Below are 18,774 nucleotides of genomic sequence, written 5' to 3'. Positions count from 1 at the left end.
CCCGGTCACTGGCCGACCCTCCCGTCGACGCACTCGCGCAGCAGGTCGGCGTGCCCGCAGTGCCGCGCGTACTCCTCGATCCGGTGCACCATCAGCTCCCGCACCGAGATCCGGTCCTTGCCCAGCCGCTCGCCCAGATCCGGATGCTCCGCCAGCGCGGCGTCGGTCGCGCCCTGCTCGCGCTCCAGATCGGCGTACGCGCCGTCGACCACGGCCTGCTCGGCGACGGCTCCGTCGAAGTCCCCGTCGCGCTCGCCGTACAGATTCGGCAGCGGATCGCCCTCGGTGATCCAGTTCTGCCAGTCCCGTTCCACCTCGGCGAGGTGCCGCAGCAGGCCGAGCAGCGACATCGTCGACGGTGGGACCGACCGGCGGGCGAGCTGCTCCGGATCCAGGCCCTCGCACTTCATGCGCAGGGTCAGGCGGTAGTCCGAGAGGAAGTCGCGCAGGGTCGCGAGCTCGCCCTCCGCGCTGTTCGCACCGCTGTTGCGGGGGTCGTCATCCGGGTCCGCCCACATGTCGGGGTAGATGGTCGACCGGGTCCATCGCTCGCCTTGATCGTTCATGCGCTCCATGCTGGCCCACGAGGGAACCGGCTCGCCAGCTGATTTCTCCCGGGAACGCAGAATGGCAAGGAGGTTTCCTCACTCCTTGCCACTCTCAACTTATAGCGCACCGGGGGGCTTGCGGCAAGACCCTGGTGGTGACGCAGAATCACTGGCCGATGGCGAAACCTGCGGAAACGGTGACTGCGTGATGACTGAAGTACCCCACACGACCGACCTGAAGGACGTGACGGACGTGACGGACGCGACCGACGTGGCCCGCACGACCGACGCGACCGACACCACCGACGTGATCGTCGTCGGCGGTGGACCGACCGGCTTGATGCTGGCCGCCGAGTTGCGCCTGCACGGTGTCGGCGTCGTCGTGGTGGAAAAGCTGACCGAGCCGAGCGGAGAGTCACGCGGCCAGGGCCTGCACACGCGCAGCGTGGAGCTGATGGACCAGCGCGGCCTGCTGGACCGATTCCTCGCGGCGAGCGAGAAGTTCCAGGTCGGCGGCCTGTTCGGCGGCATCATGAAGCCGTGGCCGGACCGGCTCGACACGGCGCACCCGTACGGCCTCGCCATCCCGCAGCCCGTCACCGAGCGGCTGCTCGGCGAGCACGCCCTCGAAGTCGGTGCCGAGATCCGGCGCGGCCGCGAAGTCGTCGGCCTGAGCCAGGACGAGGACGGGGTGACCGTCGGGCTGGCGGACGGTACGCGGCTGCGCTCGCGCTACCTCGTCGGGTGCGACGGCGGCCGCAGCGCGGTGCGCAAACTGCTCGGCGTCGGCTTCCCCGGCGAACCCGCCACGGTCGAAACCCTGTTGGGCCACATGGAGGTGACCGCGGATCCGGAGACGATCGCCGCGGTCGTGGCGGAGGTCAACAAGACCCAGCTCCGCTTCGGCGTCCACGCGGGCGAGGACGGATCGTGCCGCGTCATCGTCCCCGCCGACGGCGTGTCCGAGGACCGCAGCGCGCCGACCCTGGAGGAGTTCAAGCAGCAGCTACGGGCCTTCGGCGGCACGGACTTCGGCGTGCACTCGCCGCGCTGGCTGTCCCGCTTCGGTGACGCGACCCGGCAGGCCGAGCGCTACCGGGTCGGCCGGGTCCTGCTGGCCGGCGACGCGGCGCACATCCACCCGCCGACCGGTGGGCAGGGCCTCAACCTCGGTGTGCAGGACGCCTTCAACCTCGGCTGGAAGCTCGCGGCCACGGTCAACGGCTGGGCCCCGCAGGACCTCCTGGACAGTTACCACTCCGAACGCCACCCGGTGGGCGCCGCCGTACTGGACAACACTCGCGCACAGATCACTCTGATGGGGAGCGACGCGGGTCCCACCGCGCTGCGGGCGCTGTTCGCGAAGCTGATGGACTTCGAGGAGGTGAACCGGTACGTGACGGGGTTGATCACCGCGGTCGGGGTCCGCTACGACTTCGGCGAGGGCCACGAACTGCTCGGCAGCAGGCTGCGGGACGTGGAACTGAAGGGCGGGCGTCTCTACGCGCTGATGCACACCGGCCGTGGACTCCTGCTCGACCAGACCGGCCGGCTCTCCGTCTCCGGGCTGGCCGACCGGATCGATCACGTCGTCGACACCAGTGAGGAACTGGACGTGCCCGCCGTGCTGTTGCGCCCGGACGGCCACGTCGCATGGGTCGGCGAGGACCAGCGGGACCTCGACGCCCACCTGTCGAAGTGGTTCGGCGCCGCCACCATCTGAGCCCGCCCGGCGACCGGCGGCCGCGTCGCCCCTCCCCGGCCGGCCGCTGCTACCGGTACTGGTTCCGGTACTCCTCGCCCGTGGGGCCGAGGTCCATGAAGGGAGTGGCGAAGAACGCGACGAGGAGGAGCAGGCCGAGGATGCCCGCGGACAGGGGGAGGATCCCGGGTAGCCACCGCCCCGTGCCGTCGGCGCGGACGGCCTTGTCGGGGTCACGCGGGTCGTAGCTGACCTCGACGCTGGGACGGCCGCTCGAATCGAGGTACCTCCGGACGTTCCCGTCCAGGTCCGAGTACAGGTAGAGCCACGGCTGCGCGGAGTCGCGGGCGTGGTCGGCCGTCACCGTGATGCCGTGCCGGGGCAGGCGCCAGGGCCTGAGGCCCTCCGGCGCCAGCAGCCAGGCCGCGATCGTGAACGTGAAGCCGACACCGCCGGAGAGGACGGTGAAGACGATGTTGACGGGGTCCGCGACGAACCCGACGAGCACGCTCATCGCGATGATCGCGAGGAACGAACCCGCCACGAGCCACTTGAGCTTGCGGTACAGCGCTTCCCTCGGGGTCCTGGCCTCCGGCCCGCGCTCGGCGGCGCGGATCCTGACAAGGGTGGACCCGTCGACCACGACGGAGCCGACGGCCGGCGGGAGCGCGGCGTTCACCGCTTCGGCGAAGACGGAGGCGGCCGCCTCGCTGACGTCTTCGACCCGGTAGACGGTCGGCGCGGTCGCGGCGGGCGCCGTGAGCCTGATCTCCACGGCCCGCCCTTCCGCGTGGACGCGCGCGATCGCCGGGAAGGGGATGTGGTGTTCCTGGTGGTGCGCCCGGCGAAGGATCAACTCCTCGTCGCGGACGCGGAGATCGGTTCCTTTCCTGCCGTGGAGGATGGGTATGGAAGGTGTGATCGACATGGCCGGATTCTATGCACGCGCCGTACTCATCCGGCTGCGGACGGCCGCGGACGGCCGGTGCCGGATCGGTCCGCTGACGCTCAGTCGTCGGCGATCTGCAGGGCCAGCGCGAAGTGCTCGCCGTCCGTTCCCGCGAGCAGGCTGTCGAGCAGTGGGGTGAGCCCGTTCACGGCGCCACACCCGGCGTCGTGGTTGGTCCACCAACTGGCCTCCGGTCCGAGCAGGGACACCACCCGCTCCGCCGCGCGCGCGGCGGCCTCGACGGGCAGGTGCAGGTGATCCGGCCAGAGCAGGTCGACGGCCGCGATGCCGGCCAGGAACGCGGCGGCCCCGTGCGTTTCGACCGGCTCCAAGGCGGCGCAGATCTCGGGAACGGACGGCGGGGCGTACCCGGGCAGGAAGCGCCGCCAGGCCTCGTCCGCCGCGACCCCGGCGAGCAGTGTGCGGATCCGGGCCGCCAGCTCCGGCAGGTCGGGGTCCGGCTCGGTGAACCGCCCGGCCGCCACGTACACCCGCGTCGGCGTCGACAGCTCCGCCATGGCGGCTTCCAGCCCGGTCGGTACCCCCGTGGACGTCACAGCCGGATTCTGTCGTACGTCCTCACGGCGTTCCCCACGGCGTTCCCCCCACGGTGTTCCCCGCGGCCTTCCCCACAGTGGGGTCGGCTGCGGGAAGCGGAACGGGCGGGAACGGTCCGTAGTGCCTGCTCCACCTGGCGTAATGCCTTGACGTGCATGTCGAACAGACTATCGAATACGGTCTACGCTGGAGAGACCGGACGGGGAGTCGGGTGTCGACGATCGGGGGGCTGATCAGGAGCTGGAGGTGGTGACGCGATGTTCGCGCACCTGCACGTCGCCTCCGGCCATTCGGTGCGCTACGGCGCCGCGCTGCCCGGCCGGCTGGCCGAGCGGGCGGCGGAGCAGGGCCTGCGGGAGCTGGCGCTGACCGACCGGGACACGGTGTCCGGGGCGGTCCGGTTCGCGCAGGCCTGTGCGAAGTCCGGGATCCGACCGCTGTTCGGCGCGGATCTCGCGGTCCCACTCCTCGGCCCGGCCGGCCCGGCGCCGGCGAAGGGCCGGACCCCGGCCCGGGGCGGTGCCTTCGTCGCGGACTCCGCGCCCCGGGTCACCCTGCTGGCCCGCGACGCCACCGGCTGGGCCAACCTGTGCGCGCTGATCACCGCCGCCTGGGCCGCCCGGCAGCAGGCCGGCGGCGGGCAGCCGATCGTCCCCTGGCCCGCGGTCCAGCGGCACGCCGAAGGGCTGACCGTACTGCTGGGACCGGCCTCCGAGCCGGTACGGGCGCTCGCCGACGGCCGCCCCGACCGGGCGGCCGAGCTGCTCGCACCGTGGCGGGAAGCCTTCGGACAGCACCTCCGGCTGGAGGCCGTGCACCACCGCCGCACCGGCTCGGGGCCCGGCTCGCTCCGGCTGGCCGCCCGTACGCTCGGGCTGGCCGCCGACCTCGACCTGCTCGCCGTCCTGACCAACGCGGTCCGCTACGCGACCCGGGACCAGGCGCCGGTCGCCGACGTACTGGACTCGGCCCGCCTGCTTACCCCCGTCCGGCCCGGCCACACCTGCAACGGCGAGCGGTCGCTGAAGAGCGCCACCGAGATGGGCGAGCTCGCCGAGGAAGTCGCCCGGGCGGCCGGACAGGAGAACGGCGGGGCCGCACACCTGCTGGCCACCACCACCCGTACCGCCTCCGAGTGCCGCCTCGACCCGTACGCCGACCTCGGGATCGGCCGGGTCCACTTCCCCGAGGAACACGTCATCGGACTGGCCCCCGGCACCTCCGCCCGGACCCTGCGCGAACGGTGCGAGGCGGCGATGGTCCGCCACGGCTACGACCGCTCCGCCGCCATGCGGACCCGCCTGGAGGAGGAGCTCCGGGTGCTGAACACGCTCGGCTGGCCCTCGTACGCCCTGACCGTCGCCCAAGTCGTCGACGACATCCGGGAAATGGGCATCCGGGTACAAGCCCGGGGCTCCGGCGCCGGTTCCCTGGTGGTGCACCTGCTCGGGATCTCCTTCGCCAACCCGCTGGAGCACGGGCTGCTGATGGAGCGGTTCGTCAACCTGCGCCGCCGCACCCTGCCCGACATCGACATCGACGTGGAGTCCGCCCGCCGCCTGGACGTCTACCGCCGGATCATGGACCGGTTCGGCACCGAGCGGGTCTGCACCCTCAGCATGCCGGAGACCTACCGGGTGCGGTGGGCGATCCGCGACGCCGGGCTGGCGCTCGGCCTGCCCCCGGACGAGGTCGGACGCCTGGCCAAGGCCTTCCCGCACATCGCCGCTCGCTCGGCCCGCATCGCACTGCGCGAACTCCCGGAACTGCGGCAGGTCGCCGCCCACGCGGAGCGTTACGGGCGGCTGTGGGACCTCGTCGAAGGCCTCGACGCGCTCCCGCGCGGCACCGCGATGCACCCCTGCGGCGTCATCCTCTCCGACGCCACCCTCCTCAAGCGCACCCCCGTCGTCCCCACCGCCACCGAAGGCTTCCCCGCCACCGTCTTCGACAAGGAAGACGTGGAAAAGGACGGCCTCGGACTCCTGAAGCTCGACGTCCTGGGCGTGCGGATGCAGAGCTCGATGGCGTACGCGGTCCGCGAGATCGAACGCACCACCGGCGAGCGGATCGACCTGGACGACCGCACCCAAGTGCCGCTGGACGACCCGGCCGCCTACGAACTGCTGCGCGAAGGCGAATCGCTGGGCGTCTTCCAGCTGGAATCACCGGGACAGAAGGACCTCCTCGGCCGCCTGCAGCCGGAGAGCTTCTCCGACCTGGTCGCCGAGATCTCGCTGTTCCGTCCGGGCCCGGTCCAGGCGGACATGATCCGCCCGTTCCTCCTCGGCCGGCACGGCAAGAAGCCCGTCACCTATCCCCACCCGGACCTGGAGCACTGGCTGAGCTCCACCTACGGAGTGGTCATCTACAACGAGCAGGTGGCGGGCCTGTTCGCCACCATGACCCGGAGCGACCTGGCCATGGGCGAGGAAGCGCGCCGCGCCCTGGCCCAGCCGGAGCGCCTGGCGAACCTCCAGACCTGGTACCGGGAGAGCGCCACCGCGGCCGGCTACCGGCCGGAGGCGATCGACAGGGTGTGGCGGATGCTGGAGAACATGGGGGCCTACGGCTTCGCGAAGGCGCACGCGACCGCGTTCGCCCTGCCCACCCTGCAGTCCGCCTGGCTGAAGGCGCACTACGCGGCGCCGTTCTACGCCGGGCTGCTCGAGCACGACCCCGGCATGTACCCGAAGCGGCTGGTGCTGTCCGACGCCCGCCGCCGCGGCGTGCCGATCCTGCCGCTCGACGTCCAGTACTCCGCCACCAGCTACCGCACCGAACGCCTCCCGGACGGCAGGCTGGGCCTGCGGGTGTCGCTGGCCGACGTCCGCGGCATCACCGAGGAGCAGGCGGCCCGGATCGAAGCGGGCCGTCCGTACACGGACCTCGCCGACTTCTGGGCCCGCTCCCGGCCCGCCCACCCGGTGGCCGATCGCCTCGCGCGGATCGGCGCCTTCGCCACCCTCGCCCCCGGAACCGGCCGCCGCGACCTGCTCCTGCAGATCGAGGAGCTCCACCGCCACCGGCGGACCTCCACGGGCGCCGGTCAGCTCACCCTCACCCCGGCCACCGCGGGCCCGTACCCCGGGCCGAGCGGTCTGCCGGTGATGACGCCGGGCGAGGAGCTGGACGCCGAGCTGGAGGTCATCGGCATGGACGCCTCCCGGCACCTCATGGAACCGATGCACCCGCTGCTGGCCGAGCTCGGCGTCACCCCCTCCCACCGGCTGAAGGACCAGCCGTCCGGCGGGACCGTGCTCGTGGCCGGCGCGAAGGTCGCCATCCAGACCCCGCCCATGCGCTCCGGACGGCGCACCATCTTCGTCTCCCTGGACGACGGCAGCCCTGCCGGTCAGATCGACCTCACCTTCTTCGACGACACCCACGAGCAGGCCGCACACCCGTTGTTCCACCACTTCCTGCTGCTCGCGCGCGGCACCGTCTCCCGTCGCGGCAAGTCCGTCACCGTCATCGGCACCCACGCCTGGAACCTCCAGGACATCGCCGACGCCCACCGCGACGGCGGTCCCGCCGCCGTCCGCACGCTGCTCGCCGGCGAGCCCCCGCACTCCGACGGCGACGCCGTTTCGGCAGCCAGGCCGGCTCCCGGCGGGCAGGGCGGCGGCGGTGCCGGGCGGCTGTGGCACGCCAGCCAGGGGAGCGCCGGATGACCAGTACGAGCACGAGCACGAGTGCCGGTACCGGTACCAGGGTGACCACCGTCCACCTGCGCTTCCACCGCGTCGGCTTCGAGACCTACCGCGAACTGTTCACGGTGCTCGGCGACATCACCCCCGTCGTCCAGGCGCTCCCACCGGACGGCGCGCTGCTGGACCTGGCCGGTGCCACGCGCTATTTCGGGCAGTCCCCGGCTCAGCTCGCGGACCGGCTCCAGACGCGGCTCGCGGCCCGGTACGGGCTGGTCAGCACGGGCGGGATCGGCCCGAACCGGATCCTGGCCACCCTCGCCGCCGACACCGCCCCGCCCGGCACCGTCCGGGTGCTGCCCGACGATCCGGCCGAACAGGAGCGGTTCCTGCACGGCTGCCGGGTGCGGGCACTGCCCGGGGTCGGGTCCGTCCTGGAGCGCTCGCTGCTCCGGTACGGGATCGAGACGATCGGTGACCTGGCCGCGCTCCCGCTGTCCACGGTGCAGCGGATCGCCGGCGCCTCCGCCGGCCGCCTCCTGCACGAGCGGGCCCGGGGGATCGACCGCCGCACCGTCACCCCGGCCGGACCTCCCGCCACCATCGCCAGCGCCCGGCGCTTCGACCGGGACGTCCTCGACCCGGCCGAGATCCGCCGCGCCCTGCTCGGCGCCGCCACGGACCTCGGAGCCCGGCTACGGATCGCCGGGCAGGTCGCCCGGACGGTCGAGCTGCAGGTCACCTACGCCGACCGGTCGACCACCACACGCTCGCGCACCCTGCCCGAACCCACCGCCCACACCCCCTCCCTCCAGCAGACGTTGTACGGATTGTTCTCCGCGCTCGGGCTGCAACGGGCGCGGGTGAGGGCGGTGTCCGCCCGGGTCGGCGAGCTGACCGGCTCGGCCGGCGCCGCCGAGCAACTGACCTTCGACCGGCCCACGGAGAACGCCCGCGCCCTGGAGCCGGTCATCGACCGGGTCGGCCGGCGCTTCGGCGCGGGCGCCGTACACCCGGCCTCGCTCCTGGCCCCGAGGCCGGCGCCGCGGCGGGCCTTATCGGAGCCGTCCGTCCGGCCGGCCGCACGTCGGGCGCGAAGCGGAGCGGAGCCTGGAAGCGGGCCCGGCTCCCCGGGGGCTCAGGCCGCCGGCGGTGGCCAGGGGCCGGCGAGCAAACGCCCGGCCTCCGCGACGATGGCTCCGGCCAGTTGCCCACGTGCGCCGCGGCGGACCGCCTCCCAGTCGTTGTAGGCGTCGACCGTGTCGACCAGCGGGCGGAGCGACCGGGGCCGGGCCAGTGCGCCCCAGCCCTCGTACGTGATCAGGTCACCGCCGGCCCCGGGGGCGAGACTCCCGTTCACGATCAGTCGGAGCCACCAGCGCACGAGTTCCCAGCGTGCCGCCTCCCAGGGCAGATCGGTGTCATCGGCGGGAAGGCCCTCCGGTAGCCCCAGCTCGGCCAGCACCCGGTCGAACAGCGCATCGGCGTTCTCCTGCTCGGCGCGCGACAGCCCGGCGAGCAGCGGGAGCGACTGCGTCTCGACGTCGAGGAGCAGTGCCGTGAGCCCTGCCTCGATCAGCTGGTGCGGGTGGTGGCGGCGGCCGATCAGGCGTTCCAGCGCCAGCATCCGCAGGCACTCGACGGCCTCCTGCGCGGTGACGGCGTAGGGGGTGTGCGGGGTGGGCAGGTCGGTGTCGGTGCCGGGACCGCCGTGGAGGAAGTACGACCAGAAGCCGACGGTCGAGTGGGCGGGAGGGCCGCTCGCCCGGCCGGTGAACTCGTGCCGGACGTAGTCGGCGAGGTCGTTCCCGTAGAAGATGACGTCGGTCTGCTGGACGGACAGGACGGGGTGGCCGTGCTCGCCCGCCGTGCCGGGCAGATAGCGGTGGCTGTAGACGGGGACCAGCTGCGGGACGGCCGCCAGCTCGGTCCGTGCGATCCGCAGGGCCTCGGACGTCCCCGTGGGCTTCGGACTCCAGGCGGGGTGCCAGAAGCCGTTGTGCTCCACGTCGAAGAGGACGCCCTCGACCGGTCGGGAGAGCCGCCCTGCCAGGTCCTCGGGGTCGCCGCTCCGCCAGTCGGGCCAGTTCCGGGACCCGCGCGGAAGCCCGGCGGACAGGAAGACCCTGTGGTCGGCGGAGAAGGTGAACCCGAATCGCCTCTCGACCGCGTCGAGTTCCCGCTCGCCGAGGCCGGGCCCGATCTCGGCGCGGAGCATGTTCTGAAGGTCCCGGGCGGCTTCCAGGGTCAGCGGAGGGGGCGACGGTGCGGTCATTCCGGCAGCGTAGTGACCGTTTTTGGACGAACCGTCGGCGGGCCAGGCGCTCAACAGGCTTTCCCTACAACTCGTTCGTCCCGATCGAGCCGGGCTCCGGGAGGAACCCGCCATTTCCGTCCGGAGGAGGTCCGGGCGGGCCGGTGCGAGGTTAGCGTCCCTCAATGTCTTCGAACACACAGACGCATTCCGCCGGTTCGCCCAGCCGTCGCGTCCTCCTGCGCACCGCCCTGGCCGGCACCGCGGTCGTCGGCTCCGCCGGCTCCGTCATCGGGCTGGGCTCCGTCTTCCCCGCCTCCGCCTCGGAGGCCTCCGCCGAACTCCTGGACGGGGCACGTCCGCAGACCCCGCAGGAGGCGCTGCGCCGCCTGGCGGACGGCAACCGGCGCTGGGCTGCGTACCGCCAGCGGCATCCGCACGAGTCGCGCTCCGTACGGCTCCAAGTGGCGCGGGAGCAGCACCCCTTCGCGATCGTGCTGGGCTGCGTCGACTCCCGGGTGCCGCCGGAGCTCGTCTTCGACCAGGGGCTCGGTGATCTGCTGACCGTACGCGCGGCGGGCGAGGTGCTGGACGAGGCCGTGCTCGGCAGCATCGCGTACGGGGTCCTGGAGCTCGACGTCCCCCTGGTCCTTGTCCTCGCCCACCAGTCGTGCGGGGCCGTCGGCGCCGCGGTGCACGCCGACGAGACGGGTGCCGAGCTGCCCGCCCACATCCAGTACCTGGCCGACCGGATCCGGCCCTCTATCGACCGCGGTCAGCACGGCGAGGCCCGCGTCGCCGCCACCATCGACGCCCACGCGCGCCGGACCCGGGACCTGCTGGCGGCGGAGCCGGACCTGGCCCGGAGGATAGCCACCGGCCGGCTCGCCGTGGCGGTCGCACGCTACGACCTCGTCGATCAGAGGGTCCGCATGCTGCGCACCGAGTGAATACCGCCGCTCTATCGGCACCACGCAAAAACACCCCGGACCGATTGACGGCCGGGGTGTTTGTCTGCGTATATTTGATGTTTCACATTGAGGCTGAGCCGGAATGTGAAGAAGCTTATGAGGACACCGTACCGCGTCAGGAGTGGAATTGTCAACCGAGTCACCCGAGTCGCGTGAGCCGACCGATTCGACCGAGCCGACCGAAGAATTCCGGAATGAACAGCAATTCATCACGGCTCTCTACGTACGCCTCGATGACCTGCGAGAGCAGGCCGATCGTGCCGTGCGGGGCGCGCTCGGCGAGGCCGGCAGCGGGTTCCAGGCGAGGCTGGAACGGGACATCGTGGTCGCCGAACAGTCCGGTCTGCTTTCCGCTCTGAACTCGGGCGAAAGCGGCCTGTGTTTCGGCAGGCTGGAGTTCTCCGACGGTTCGGACCACCACATCGGCCGCATCGGAATCAGGCAGGACGACCGGGAGCGCACCCCTCTCGTGCTCGATTGGCGGGCGGATGTCGCACGCCCGTTCTATCTCGCGACCGGCCATTCCCCCATGGGGCTGCGCAGGCGCCGCCACATCACCACCCGGGGCCGCGAGGTCACGGCCCTGCACGACGCGATCCTCGACCTCGCCGACACGGAGCGCACCGGCCACGAGGGCGCCGACGCGGACGCGGTGCTGCTCTCCGCGCTCGACGCGGCCCGGACCGGCCGGATGCACGACATCGTGCGGACCATCCAGGCCGAGCAGGACCGCATCATCCGCTCCACCCACCGCGGCGTCCTGGTGGTCGAGGGCGGCCCGGGCACCGGAAAGACCGCCGTGGCCCTGCACCGGGCCGCCTACCTGCTCTACGCGCACCGCGAGCTGCTCGCCAAGCGCGGCGTACTGATCGTCGGGCCGAACCCGGCCTTCCTCGGCTACATCGGCGAGGTCCTCCCGGCCCTCGGCGAGACCGGGGTCCTGCTCGCCACCCCGGGCGAGCTGTTCCCCGGCGTGCGCGCGAGCGCCGCCGACCGCCCCGGCGCCGCCGCCGTCAAGGGGCGCGCCGAGATGGCCGGGATCCTCGCCCGCGTCGTGAGCGACCGCCAGGCCCTGCCGGACACCGTGCCCGCGGGCAGCGGCGAGGACGCCGACGTGGTCCCCGAACCGGCCCTGGTGATCGACCACGACGACTACGGGACGCTGCTGCTCGACCGGACCATGGCCCACGAGGCCCGGGACCGGGCCCGCGCCACCGGACTGCCGCACAACCTCGCCCGCCCCTACTTCGCCTTCCGGGTCATCGACGCGCTCACCGAACAGCTCGCCGACCGGCTCGGCGCCGACCCCTACGGCGGCCCCAACCTGCTGGGCCCCGACGACATCGCCCAACTGGGCAAGGAGATCGCGACCAGCGCCGAGGTGCACACCGCCATCGACACGCTGTGGCCCCCGCTCACCCCGCGGCAGCTGATCTCCGACTACCTCGCCGAGCCCACGTACCTGTCCGACGGGGACGCCGCGCTGATCCGGCGTTCGACGACGGGCGAGGCGGACTGGACCCCGGCCGACGTCCCGCTGCTCGACGAGGCCGCCGAACTGCTCGGAGCGGACGACACCGCGCGGCGCGCCGCCGAGGAGCGCGAGCGCCTCGAACGCGTCGCGTACGCGCAGGGCGTCCTGGACCTGTCGGCCGGCTCGGACTCCTACGAGTTCGAGGACATGGAGAACGAGTTCCTCGCGGCCCACGACATCATCGACGCCGAGCGGATGGCCGAGCGGCAGGAGGAGGCCGACCACCGCAGCGCCGCCGAACGCGCCGCCGTGGACCGCACCTGGGCCTTCGGGCACGTGATCGTGGACGAGGCGCAGGAGCTGTCCGCCATGGCCTGGCGCCTGCTAATGAGGCGCTGCCCGACCCGTTCCATGACGCTGGTGGGCGACCCGGCCCAGACCGGCGACGAGGCCGGCTGCGGTTCCTGGCAGCAGATCCTGGCGCCCTATGTGGAAGACCGCTGGGAGCTGGTGCGCCTCGCCGTCAACTACCGTACGCCCGCCGAGATCATGGAGCTGGCGGCAGCCGTTCTCCGGGCCCGCCACCCCGGTTTCGAGCCGCCGGCCTCGGTCCGCTCCACGGGGCGCCGCCCCTGGGTGGCACGGGCCGACGACCTGGCCGCGGCGGTCGCCGACGCGGTACGGGAGGGCGCGCCGGCCGGGGGCCGCCTGGCGGTCATCGCCCCGCGCCCGCTGCACGAGGCCCTGGCGGCCGCGCTGCCCGGCGTCCGGGCGGGGGAGGAGCCCGACCTCACCCACCCCGTGGTCCTGCTCGCCCCGCGGCAGGCCAAAGGGCTGGAGTTCGACACGGTGATCGTCGTGGAACCCGCGGACCACGAGCCCAGCGATCTCTACGTCGCCCTGACGCGCGCGACCCAGACCCTGGGAGTGCTGCACACCGGCCGGCTGCCGGAGGGGCTGGACGAACAGCCGTAGCCGGGACGGGCCGGGGGCCGGAGGGCCGGCCGCATCAGGGGCCGGGGCGGGCCCTACGGGAGGAACTCGCCCGGCCACCCGGGTGAGTTCAGGAGGAGATCCCTGCGGCAAGGGTCCCGGTCCCGCTACAACCGGGGCGTGACCGAGAAACAGACGGCGCGCGGCCTGTCCGTGCTCGCCGCGACCCTGACGGCCGTGCTCGCGGCGGCCCTGACCTCCGGCCCCGTGCGTGCGGCCGAGGGGCCGCCCCGTACCGGCTTCGAGGCCACGGACGGTACGCACTGGACCAGCGAGTCCCAGGAGCGGGAGCTGCTCCACGCGATCGGCCGGCCCGGCGGGCGCGCCACCGTCCGGACCATCGGCGAGACCCCGCGGGGCCGCCCGCTGCACCTGGTGAGCCTGGGCCGGGGCCCCGTCACCGTCCTGCTGGTGTGCAGCCAGCACGGGGACGAACCGGCGGGGCGCGAGGCCTGCCTGACCACCGTGCGGGACCTCGCCCACGCCCGGGACGCGGCGGCCCGGCGGCTCCTGGAAGCGGTCACCCTGCTCGTGGTCCCGACGGCCAACCCGGACGGGCGGGCGGCCGGTACCCGTGCCAACGCCGGGGGCACCGACATCAACCGCGACCACATGGCCCTGACTTCACCGGAGGCACGCGCGATCGCCGCCGTGCTGCGCGACCACCGGCCGCACCTCGTGTACGACCTGCACGAGTACCGGGCGACACCGGGGACCTACGACAAGGACCTCTTCGACCTCTGGCCGCGCAACCTCAACACCGACCCGGCGGTGTACGCGCAGTCCCGCGCCCTGTCCGAAGCCTACGTACGCGGCGCGGCCCACGCGGCCGGCCATTCCACCGGGACCTACGGCATCCGCACCGACCCCGTGACCGGGGCCCCGGTCGGGCAGTCCGCCGGTGACGGCCAAGAGCGGATCCTGCGCAACACGGCGGGTGTCAAGCACGCGGTCGCGCTGCTGATCGAAAGCCGCGTCGAAGCACCCTCGGGCCCGGCCGGGGAAGCCGAGCGGGCCGACCCGGCCCTCAACCACCGCCGCCGGGTCGGCTCCCAACTGGCCGCACTGAGCGGGCTGTTCGCTTACGTCTCCACGCGTACGGGCCCCCTGGCGGCGGCCTCGGACGGCGCGCGCCGGGCAGCCGGGAGCGCGGTGGGCCCGGTCCTGCTGGGCGGCGCGGACAACGCTCCCGCGACAGTGGGGGAGATCCTCGCCGACCCGCCCTGCGGCTACCGGCTCACTCCCGCCCAGTACGCGCGGACGGGCAGCCTCCTGGCCCTGCACGGCGTACGGGCGGTACCCGCCGCGGGCGGCGCGTTCGTTCCGCTGAACCAGCCCCTGCGGGCCCTCGCGGTGCTCCTCCTCGACGGCCGGGCCCCGCACCGGATCACAACAGGGCAGTCCGTACAAGGCTGCTGACGTTCCATCAGGCGGTGTGGCCGTCGCGGAGCCGGTGCGCGCCGAAGGGCGCCGCGCGCGTCCGTGCGGCCTGCCGAGCGGGGAAGCACGCTGGTCAGCCGGATGCCGTGAGCTATGTTGGGATCACGGAGCGGCACGAAAGGGAGGACCGCCGGTGTCATCGGGGCAGCAGGCGCGCGCACAGGCGGCGGCGATCACGCCGGGCGGGCAGCCGGTCGACCACGAGCGGGCCCCGGCGGACCGGGTCCGGGCGCTGTTCGACGGGTACCCGCTCTCGCCGGGCCAGCGCCGGATCGCACAGTACCTCGTCGACCACCTCACCGAGGCGGCGTTCCTCTCCATCACCGAGCTCGCGGAACGGGCCGGCGTGAGCCAGCCCTCCGTGACCCGCTTCGCCGCCGCCCTCGGCTTCAGTGGCTACCCGGCTCTGCGCGAGGTGCTCCAGCCGATCGCGCTCAGCGCGGTGGCCGGCGCCCCCGACAGCCCCGCACAGACCCGGCGCAACGAACTGCAGGCAGCCGTCGACGCCGAGATCGAGAACCTGCGCACCGTCCGCCAGCTGCTCGCCGACACCGACCAGGTGCTCGACATCGGGCGCGAGCTGGCCCGGTCGGTGCCGCTGACGATCCTCGGGCTGCGGATCTCCGTCTCGCTCGCGGAGTACTTCGCCTACGCGGCCCGCCGGATCCACCCCGACGTGCGCCTGGTCACCGGCGGCGGCAGCGTCGCCTCCGACGCGCTGCTGCAGGCCCGGGCGGCGGGCGGCAGCTGGGTCCTGGCCTTCGCGATGCCCCGGCACGCCAAGGAGACCCTCGCCGCGCTGCGGGTGGCCCGCGGGGCGGGGCTGCGGATCGCGCTGATCACGGACCGCACGCTCGGGCCGCTGGTGGACGAGGCCGACGTGGCGCTGACGGCGGGCACCGGATCGCGGCTGGTCTTCGACTCCTATGCGGCGCCGGGCGTCCTGTCCGCGGCGCTGCTCCAGGCGATGGCGGACGCGGACCCCGAACGGACGCAGACCCGGCTCGAGAGCTATGAGCAGGCCGCGGACCAGCACGGCTTCTTCCTCTAGCCCTCAAGCCCTCTAGCCCTCCAGCCGCCGAGCCCCCGTCCGGCGGCAGGCGACCGCCGCCGCCCACCGTCACGGGCGCCGTGGCCGTGGTCCGGCGGCGGCTCCGCCCGCGCCCCACCGGACTACTCGCCGAGCTCGTAGTCGAACCAGATCCGGTGCGTGCTGTCCGCCTCGACCGCGAGGCCGCCGCTCCCGGTGATCCCGGCCAACGCACCCGTTCCACTGGTCGGCACGATGGCGAAGAACTCCTGCTGCCTCCCTTCGCCCAGGGTCGTCGCGGAGTGCGCGAAGTTGAACGCGCCCGCCCGCCCGTGGAGCGTCCCCTCGAAGGACTCCATCGCGACGTACGTCCCCGCCCCGGAGGACTGGTCGAACGCGGCGGTGAACAAGGTGGCGGAGCGCCCGGTGACCTCGCCCCCGTACGTCTTCCGCATCGTGGCGACACCGACCGGCAGCGCCGTCTCGATCTCGGTGCCCGGCACCGGCGCCGGGGTGAAATCGGCAACTTCGAACGTTCCTGAGGCTCGCATCCCCGGATCGTATGCCGCACTACCGACATCGCCACCGCGCGCTCCGCCCGCGATCCGCCGAACACGAGACAGGCGGGATCTTCTCCATGGATCCACCCGTGACCTCATGAAGTGGCACGAGGTGTCATATTCACCCGACCCTCACACATGAATATTTTCATACCCTTGCTTACTCAACGGTATATATGTTTACTGATGGCGGCGCGGTCATCCGTCAAGATGCCGAGGGCGGTGTCCCCACACCGTCTTTGAACAGACACCCGACGTGACGTTTCTCCTCCTCACGTGACGCCTGGTGTCCCGTCCGGCTTTCGGATCCCGCAGCGCCTCTGCGGCCTCGGCCAACCCCTGGGCCGAGGCCGCGCCATACGTCTCCCTCGGCGTTCGACACCTCGTGGAAGCGGCAAGAATGTCTCAGACGGCTCTCAGCACCCGCACTCAGGACTGGCCCCAGCAGGTCAAGAGGCCCGGGAACCACGACTGGGAACGCACGGCCACCAACTGGCTGCGCGATCTCCTGCCGGCCCGCTACGCCGGCTACGCGACCCTGACCCGGAGCCCCGTACTCCTCGCGCGCCACGCCCAGCTGCAGGTCCAGCACGAGATGCGGGCCGTACGGGTGGCCCTGGAAACCGGCCGGGCCCAGCTCCCCTCCCTCGGGGTGACCGAAGGGGTCATCGAGACCTCGATCCGGATGTACGCCGCCGAGCTCCAGCAGCTCTCCCGGCTGGCCCGCGCCATCCGCGTCGTCGCCGAGGCCCTCGCCGCGGGCGCGGGCGCGGCCCGCGCGCGCTGAGCCGGGCCCGGCCGACGCGGCGCGCCCCGCGGTCCGATTCGTCCGATCGGTTGGCTCTCGGCCCGGCCCGGCCCTGTGGCGGGACAGACGGGCGGCGCCTCTCTAGGTTCGATGGTGCTCAGTGCCGCCACCCGAACCTTCCGAAAGGTGCATCCATGCGTTCCGTACGCTCCGTGCTCTCCCTCGTCGCCGCCGGTGTCATCGTCCTCGGCTGCGCCTCCGCCGCTTCCGCCGACGTGACGGTCAACGCCCCGTCCGAGAAGTCGTACACGATCGTCTTCGGCGACTGGCTGCAGTTCGCCGCCGACGACGTGTTCAACGCGGGCCTCAACAACACGGTGGGCTCCAACAACTGAGCACGGGCCCCGCTCCACACCCGGGTCCCCGTTCGTCCGGCCTCCCGCGCCGGACGGCCGGGGACCCGGCGCGTACGGTGGCCCGGTACGGGAGGTACGCCACCACACGCAGGGGAGCCGGGCCATGAACGCGGTCGACTACCGGGGCCAGACCACACTGATCACGGGCGCGAGCTCCGGTCTCGGCGAGGAGTTCGCCCGCCGGCTGGCCGCCCGCGGATCCGGCCTCGTCCTGGTCGCCCGCCGCGCCGACCGCCTGGAGCGGCTGGCCGCGGAGCTCTCGGCGGAGTACGGGGTCCAGGCCACGCCCGTCCCGATGGACCTCGGAGCGGACCGGATCGGCGATGCGCTCCTCGAAGAGCTGGAGCGGCGCGGCATCACGGTCACGAGCCTGGTCAACAACGCCGGCTTCGGCACCTTCGGCCCGCTCCACCAGGAGGATCCCGCACGGCTGCGCCAGGAACTCGCCGTCAACGTGGGCGCGGTGGTCGACATCAGCCGCGCCTTCATCGGCCCGCTGCGCGCCCACGGCAAGGGCGTCCTCGTCAACGTCGCGAGCATGGCCGCCTACCAGCCCATTCCCCAGATGGCCGTCTACGGCGCGACCAAGGCCTTCGTACTGAGCTTCACCGAAGCGCTCTGGCACGAATCCCAAGGCACCGGACTACGGGTGCTGGCGCTCTCGCCCGGCGCGACGAAGACCGAGTTCTTCGACGTCGTCGGGACCAGCGAGGTGGGCGGCGGCACCCGGGTCCAGACGCGCGAGGAGGTCGTCCGCACGGCGCTGGCGGCGCTCGACCGCAGGAATCCGGGCCCGAGCGTGATCTCCGGCGCCCTCAACCGGGTGTTGGCCGTCGGCGGCCGGCTGCTCAGCCGCCGGCAGATGGTCAACTCGGTCGGCCGGCTCATGCCCGCGGCAGAGCCGGCCTCCTGAGTCTCCCTAGCTTCCGGGGTCTCCTGACCTTCAGCCCGTGGTGACACCGGCGAGCTGCTCCGCGATGGTGTCCGCGGAGGGGAACCTCATGCCGAGGGTCCCGACGTGCTTCCAGTGCAAGGTGCCGTCCGGGGCGATGACGAAGACGGAGCGCCGCAGGCCGATCACGGGAGCCGCGATGCCGAAGGCGCGGGCGACCGCGCGGTCGGTGTCGGCGAGCAGCGGAATCCGCAGGCCCCGGGCCCGGGCGAAGGCCTCGTGGCTGTCCACGTCCTGCGGGCTGATGCCCCAGACCTGGGCGCCGCACGCGGAGAGCGCCTCCAGCCCGTCGGAGTAGGAGCACAACTGCGTCGTGCAGACCGGGGTGTTGTCGCCGGGGTAGAAGGCGAGAACGACCGGGTTCCCGCGCTGCTCGCCGAGCGTGTACCGCCCGCGCGTGAAGGCGTCCTCGCTCAGCAGGCCGCCGGGGAGCGAGAACTCGCCCACCACATCGCCCACGTCCGGGATTCGGGTCACGATGGCCGCACCTCTCTGTCGTCGAGGGGCGTACGGTACCCGACCGCGGCGG

17 protein-coding genes are annotated in these 18,774 nt (G+C 72.8%); 10 read left to right on the top strand and 7 right to left on the bottom strand.

The features are described from left to right. Nucleotides 1-5: 5 nt before the first annotated feature. The gene (locus ACFYYB_RS00670) at nt 6-566 is read right to left on the bottom strand and encodes a DinB family protein (RefSeq protein ID WP_389432354.1); all 561 of its coding nucleotides are present in this window, start codon (nt 564-566) and stop codon (nt 6-8) included. A 190-nt stretch (nt 567-756) separates the two neighbouring features. Here ACFYYB_RS00670 and rox point away from each other — a divergent pair, with 190 nt between their 5' ends. After that, nucleotides 757-2,271 (top strand): rifampin monooxygenase, encoded by a 1,515-nt coding sequence (rox, locus tag ACFYYB_RS00665; protein WP_389432352.1) that lies wholly within the window; start codon nt 757-759, stop codon nt 2,269-2,271. Between the two features lie 49 nt (nt 2,272-2,320). Here the strand turns inward: rox and ACFYYB_RS00660 are convergent, their stop codons facing one another. Together ACFYYB_RS00660 and ACFYYB_RS00655 are read right to left on the bottom strand one after the other, a co-directional pair. Further along, nucleotides 2,321-3,178 carry a hypothetical protein gene (locus ACFYYB_RS00660; RefSeq protein ID WP_389432350.1) on the bottom strand — a complete coding sequence of 286 codons (858 nt, stop codon included), beginning with the start codon at nt 3,176-3,178 and terminating at the stop codon, nt 2,321-2,323. 80 nt (nt 3,179-3,258) lie between these two features. Further along, on the bottom strand, nt 3,259-3,756 hold the full coding sequence (locus tag ACFYYB_RS00655) for a hypothetical protein (RefSeq protein ID WP_389432349.1): 498 nt from the start codon (nt 3,754-3,756) through the stop codon (nt 3,259-3,261). A gap of 258 nt (nt 3,757-4,014) precedes the next feature. On the opposite strand from ACFYYB_RS00655, the gene ACFYYB_RS00650 reads away from it, so the two are divergent. Both ACFYYB_RS00650 and ACFYYB_RS00645 read left to right on the top strand, forming a co-directional pair. After that, complete coding sequence (locus tag ACFYYB_RS00650; RefSeq protein WP_389432347.1) at nt 4,015-7,431, top strand: DNA polymerase III subunit alpha; 3,417 nt, start codon at nt 4,015-4,017, stop codon at nt 7,429-7,431. Beyond that, the gene (locus ACFYYB_RS00645; RefSeq protein WP_389432346.1) at nt 7,428-8,657 is read left to right on the top strand and encodes a hypothetical protein; all 1,230 of its coding nucleotides are present in this window, start codon (nt 7,428-7,430) and stop codon (nt 8,655-8,657) included. The genes ACFYYB_RS00650 and ACFYYB_RS00645 overlap by 4 nt, the downstream gene beginning before the upstream one ends. On the opposite strand, the gene ACFYYB_RS00640 is transcribed toward ACFYYB_RS00645, so the two are convergent. Beyond that, a complete protein-coding gene (locus tag ACFYYB_RS00640; RefSeq protein ID WP_389432345.1) occupies nt 8,546-9,682 on the bottom strand; it encodes a hypothetical protein in 1,137 nt (378 codons plus the stop codon). The two genes, ACFYYB_RS00645 and ACFYYB_RS00640, sit on opposite strands and share 112 nt — an antisense overlap. Nucleotides 9,683-9,846: 164 nt before the next feature. Between ACFYYB_RS00640 and ACFYYB_RS00635 the strand changes: the two genes are divergently transcribed. Then, the gene (locus ACFYYB_RS00635; RefSeq protein WP_389432343.1) at nt 9,847-10,611 is read left to right on the top strand and encodes a carbonic anhydrase; all 765 of its coding nucleotides are present in this window, start codon (nt 9,847-9,849) and stop codon (nt 10,609-10,611) included. Between the two features lie 160 nt (nt 10,612-10,771). On the opposite strand, the gene ACFYYB_RS00630 is transcribed toward ACFYYB_RS00635, so the two are convergent. After that, nucleotides 10,772-11,155, bottom strand: a complete 384-nt coding sequence (locus ACFYYB_RS00630; RefSeq protein ID WP_389432342.1) for a hypothetical protein — start codon at nt 11,153-11,155, stop codon at nt 10,772-10,774. Nucleotides 11,156-11,161: 6 nt separating this feature from the next. Between ACFYYB_RS00630 and ACFYYB_RS00625 the strand changes: the two genes are divergently transcribed. The 3 genes from ACFYYB_RS00625 (at nt 11,162) to ACFYYB_RS00615 (ending at nt 15,590) form a co-directional block, all read left to right on the top strand. Continuing rightward, the gene (locus ACFYYB_RS00625) at nt 11,162-13,081 is read left to right on the top strand and encodes a HelD family protein (RefSeq protein WP_389432340.1); all 1,920 of its coding nucleotides are present in this window, start codon (nt 11,162-11,164) and stop codon (nt 13,079-13,081) included. A 138-nt stretch (nt 13,082-13,219) separates the two neighbouring features. Beyond that, nucleotides 13,220-14,518, top strand: a complete 1,299-nt coding sequence (locus ACFYYB_RS00620; RefSeq protein ID WP_389432339.1) for a M14 family metallocarboxypeptidase — start codon at nt 13,220-13,222, stop codon at nt 14,516-14,518. A 154-nt stretch (nt 14,519-14,672) separates the two neighbouring features. After that, nucleotides 14,673-15,590 (top strand): MurR/RpiR family transcriptional regulator, encoded by a 918-nt coding sequence (locus ACFYYB_RS00615; RefSeq protein ID WP_389432338.1) that lies wholly within the window; start codon nt 14,673-14,675, stop codon nt 15,588-15,590. A gap of 122 nt (nt 15,591-15,712) precedes the next feature. On the opposite strand, the gene ACFYYB_RS00610 is transcribed toward ACFYYB_RS00615, so the two are convergent. After that, the gene (locus tag ACFYYB_RS00610; RefSeq protein ID WP_389432337.1) at nt 15,713-16,120 is read right to left on the bottom strand and encodes a DUF3224 domain-containing protein; all 408 of its coding nucleotides are present in this window, start codon (nt 16,118-16,120) and stop codon (nt 15,713-15,715) included. A gap of 409 nt (nt 16,121-16,529) precedes the next feature. Here ACFYYB_RS00610 and ACFYYB_RS00605 point away from each other — a divergent pair, with 409 nt between their 5' ends. From ACFYYB_RS00605 to ACFYYB_RS00595, 3 genes are all read left to right on the top strand, one after another. Continuing rightward, nucleotides 16,530-16,916: a hypothetical protein gene (locus tag ACFYYB_RS00605; protein ID WP_389432336.1), complete on the top strand. Its 387-nt coding sequence runs from the start codon at nt 16,530-16,532 to the stop codon at nt 16,914-16,916. Between the two features lie 155 nt (nt 16,917-17,071). Beyond that, nucleotides 17,072-17,272 (top strand): hypothetical protein, encoded by a 201-nt coding sequence (locus tag ACFYYB_RS00600; RefSeq protein ID WP_266883522.1) that lies wholly within the window; start codon nt 17,072-17,074, stop codon nt 17,270-17,272. A 124-nt stretch (nt 17,273-17,396) separates the two neighbouring features. After that, entirely contained in the window at nt 17,397-18,206 is an 810-nt protein-coding gene (locus tag ACFYYB_RS00595; protein WP_389432335.1) for an SDR family NAD(P)-dependent oxidoreductase, read from the top strand. 30 nt (nt 18,207-18,236) lie between these two features. On the opposite strand, the gene ACFYYB_RS00590 is transcribed toward ACFYYB_RS00595, so the two are convergent. After that, on the bottom strand, nt 18,237-18,722 hold the full coding sequence (locus ACFYYB_RS00590; RefSeq protein ID WP_389432334.1) for a peroxiredoxin: 486 nt from the start codon (nt 18,720-18,722) through the stop codon (nt 18,237-18,239). Between the last annotated feature and the right edge of the window lie 52 nt (nt 18,723-18,774).

Origin of the sequence: Streptomyces sp. NPDC002886 (assembly GCF_042888445.1) — a bacterium.
Classification (GTDB): domain Bacteria; phylum Actinomycetota; class Actinomycetes; order Streptomycetales; family Streptomycetaceae; genus Streptomyces.
The sequence above is the reverse complement of the archived record's forward strand: the minus strand, read 5'-3'. Positions and strand labels throughout refer to the sequence as shown.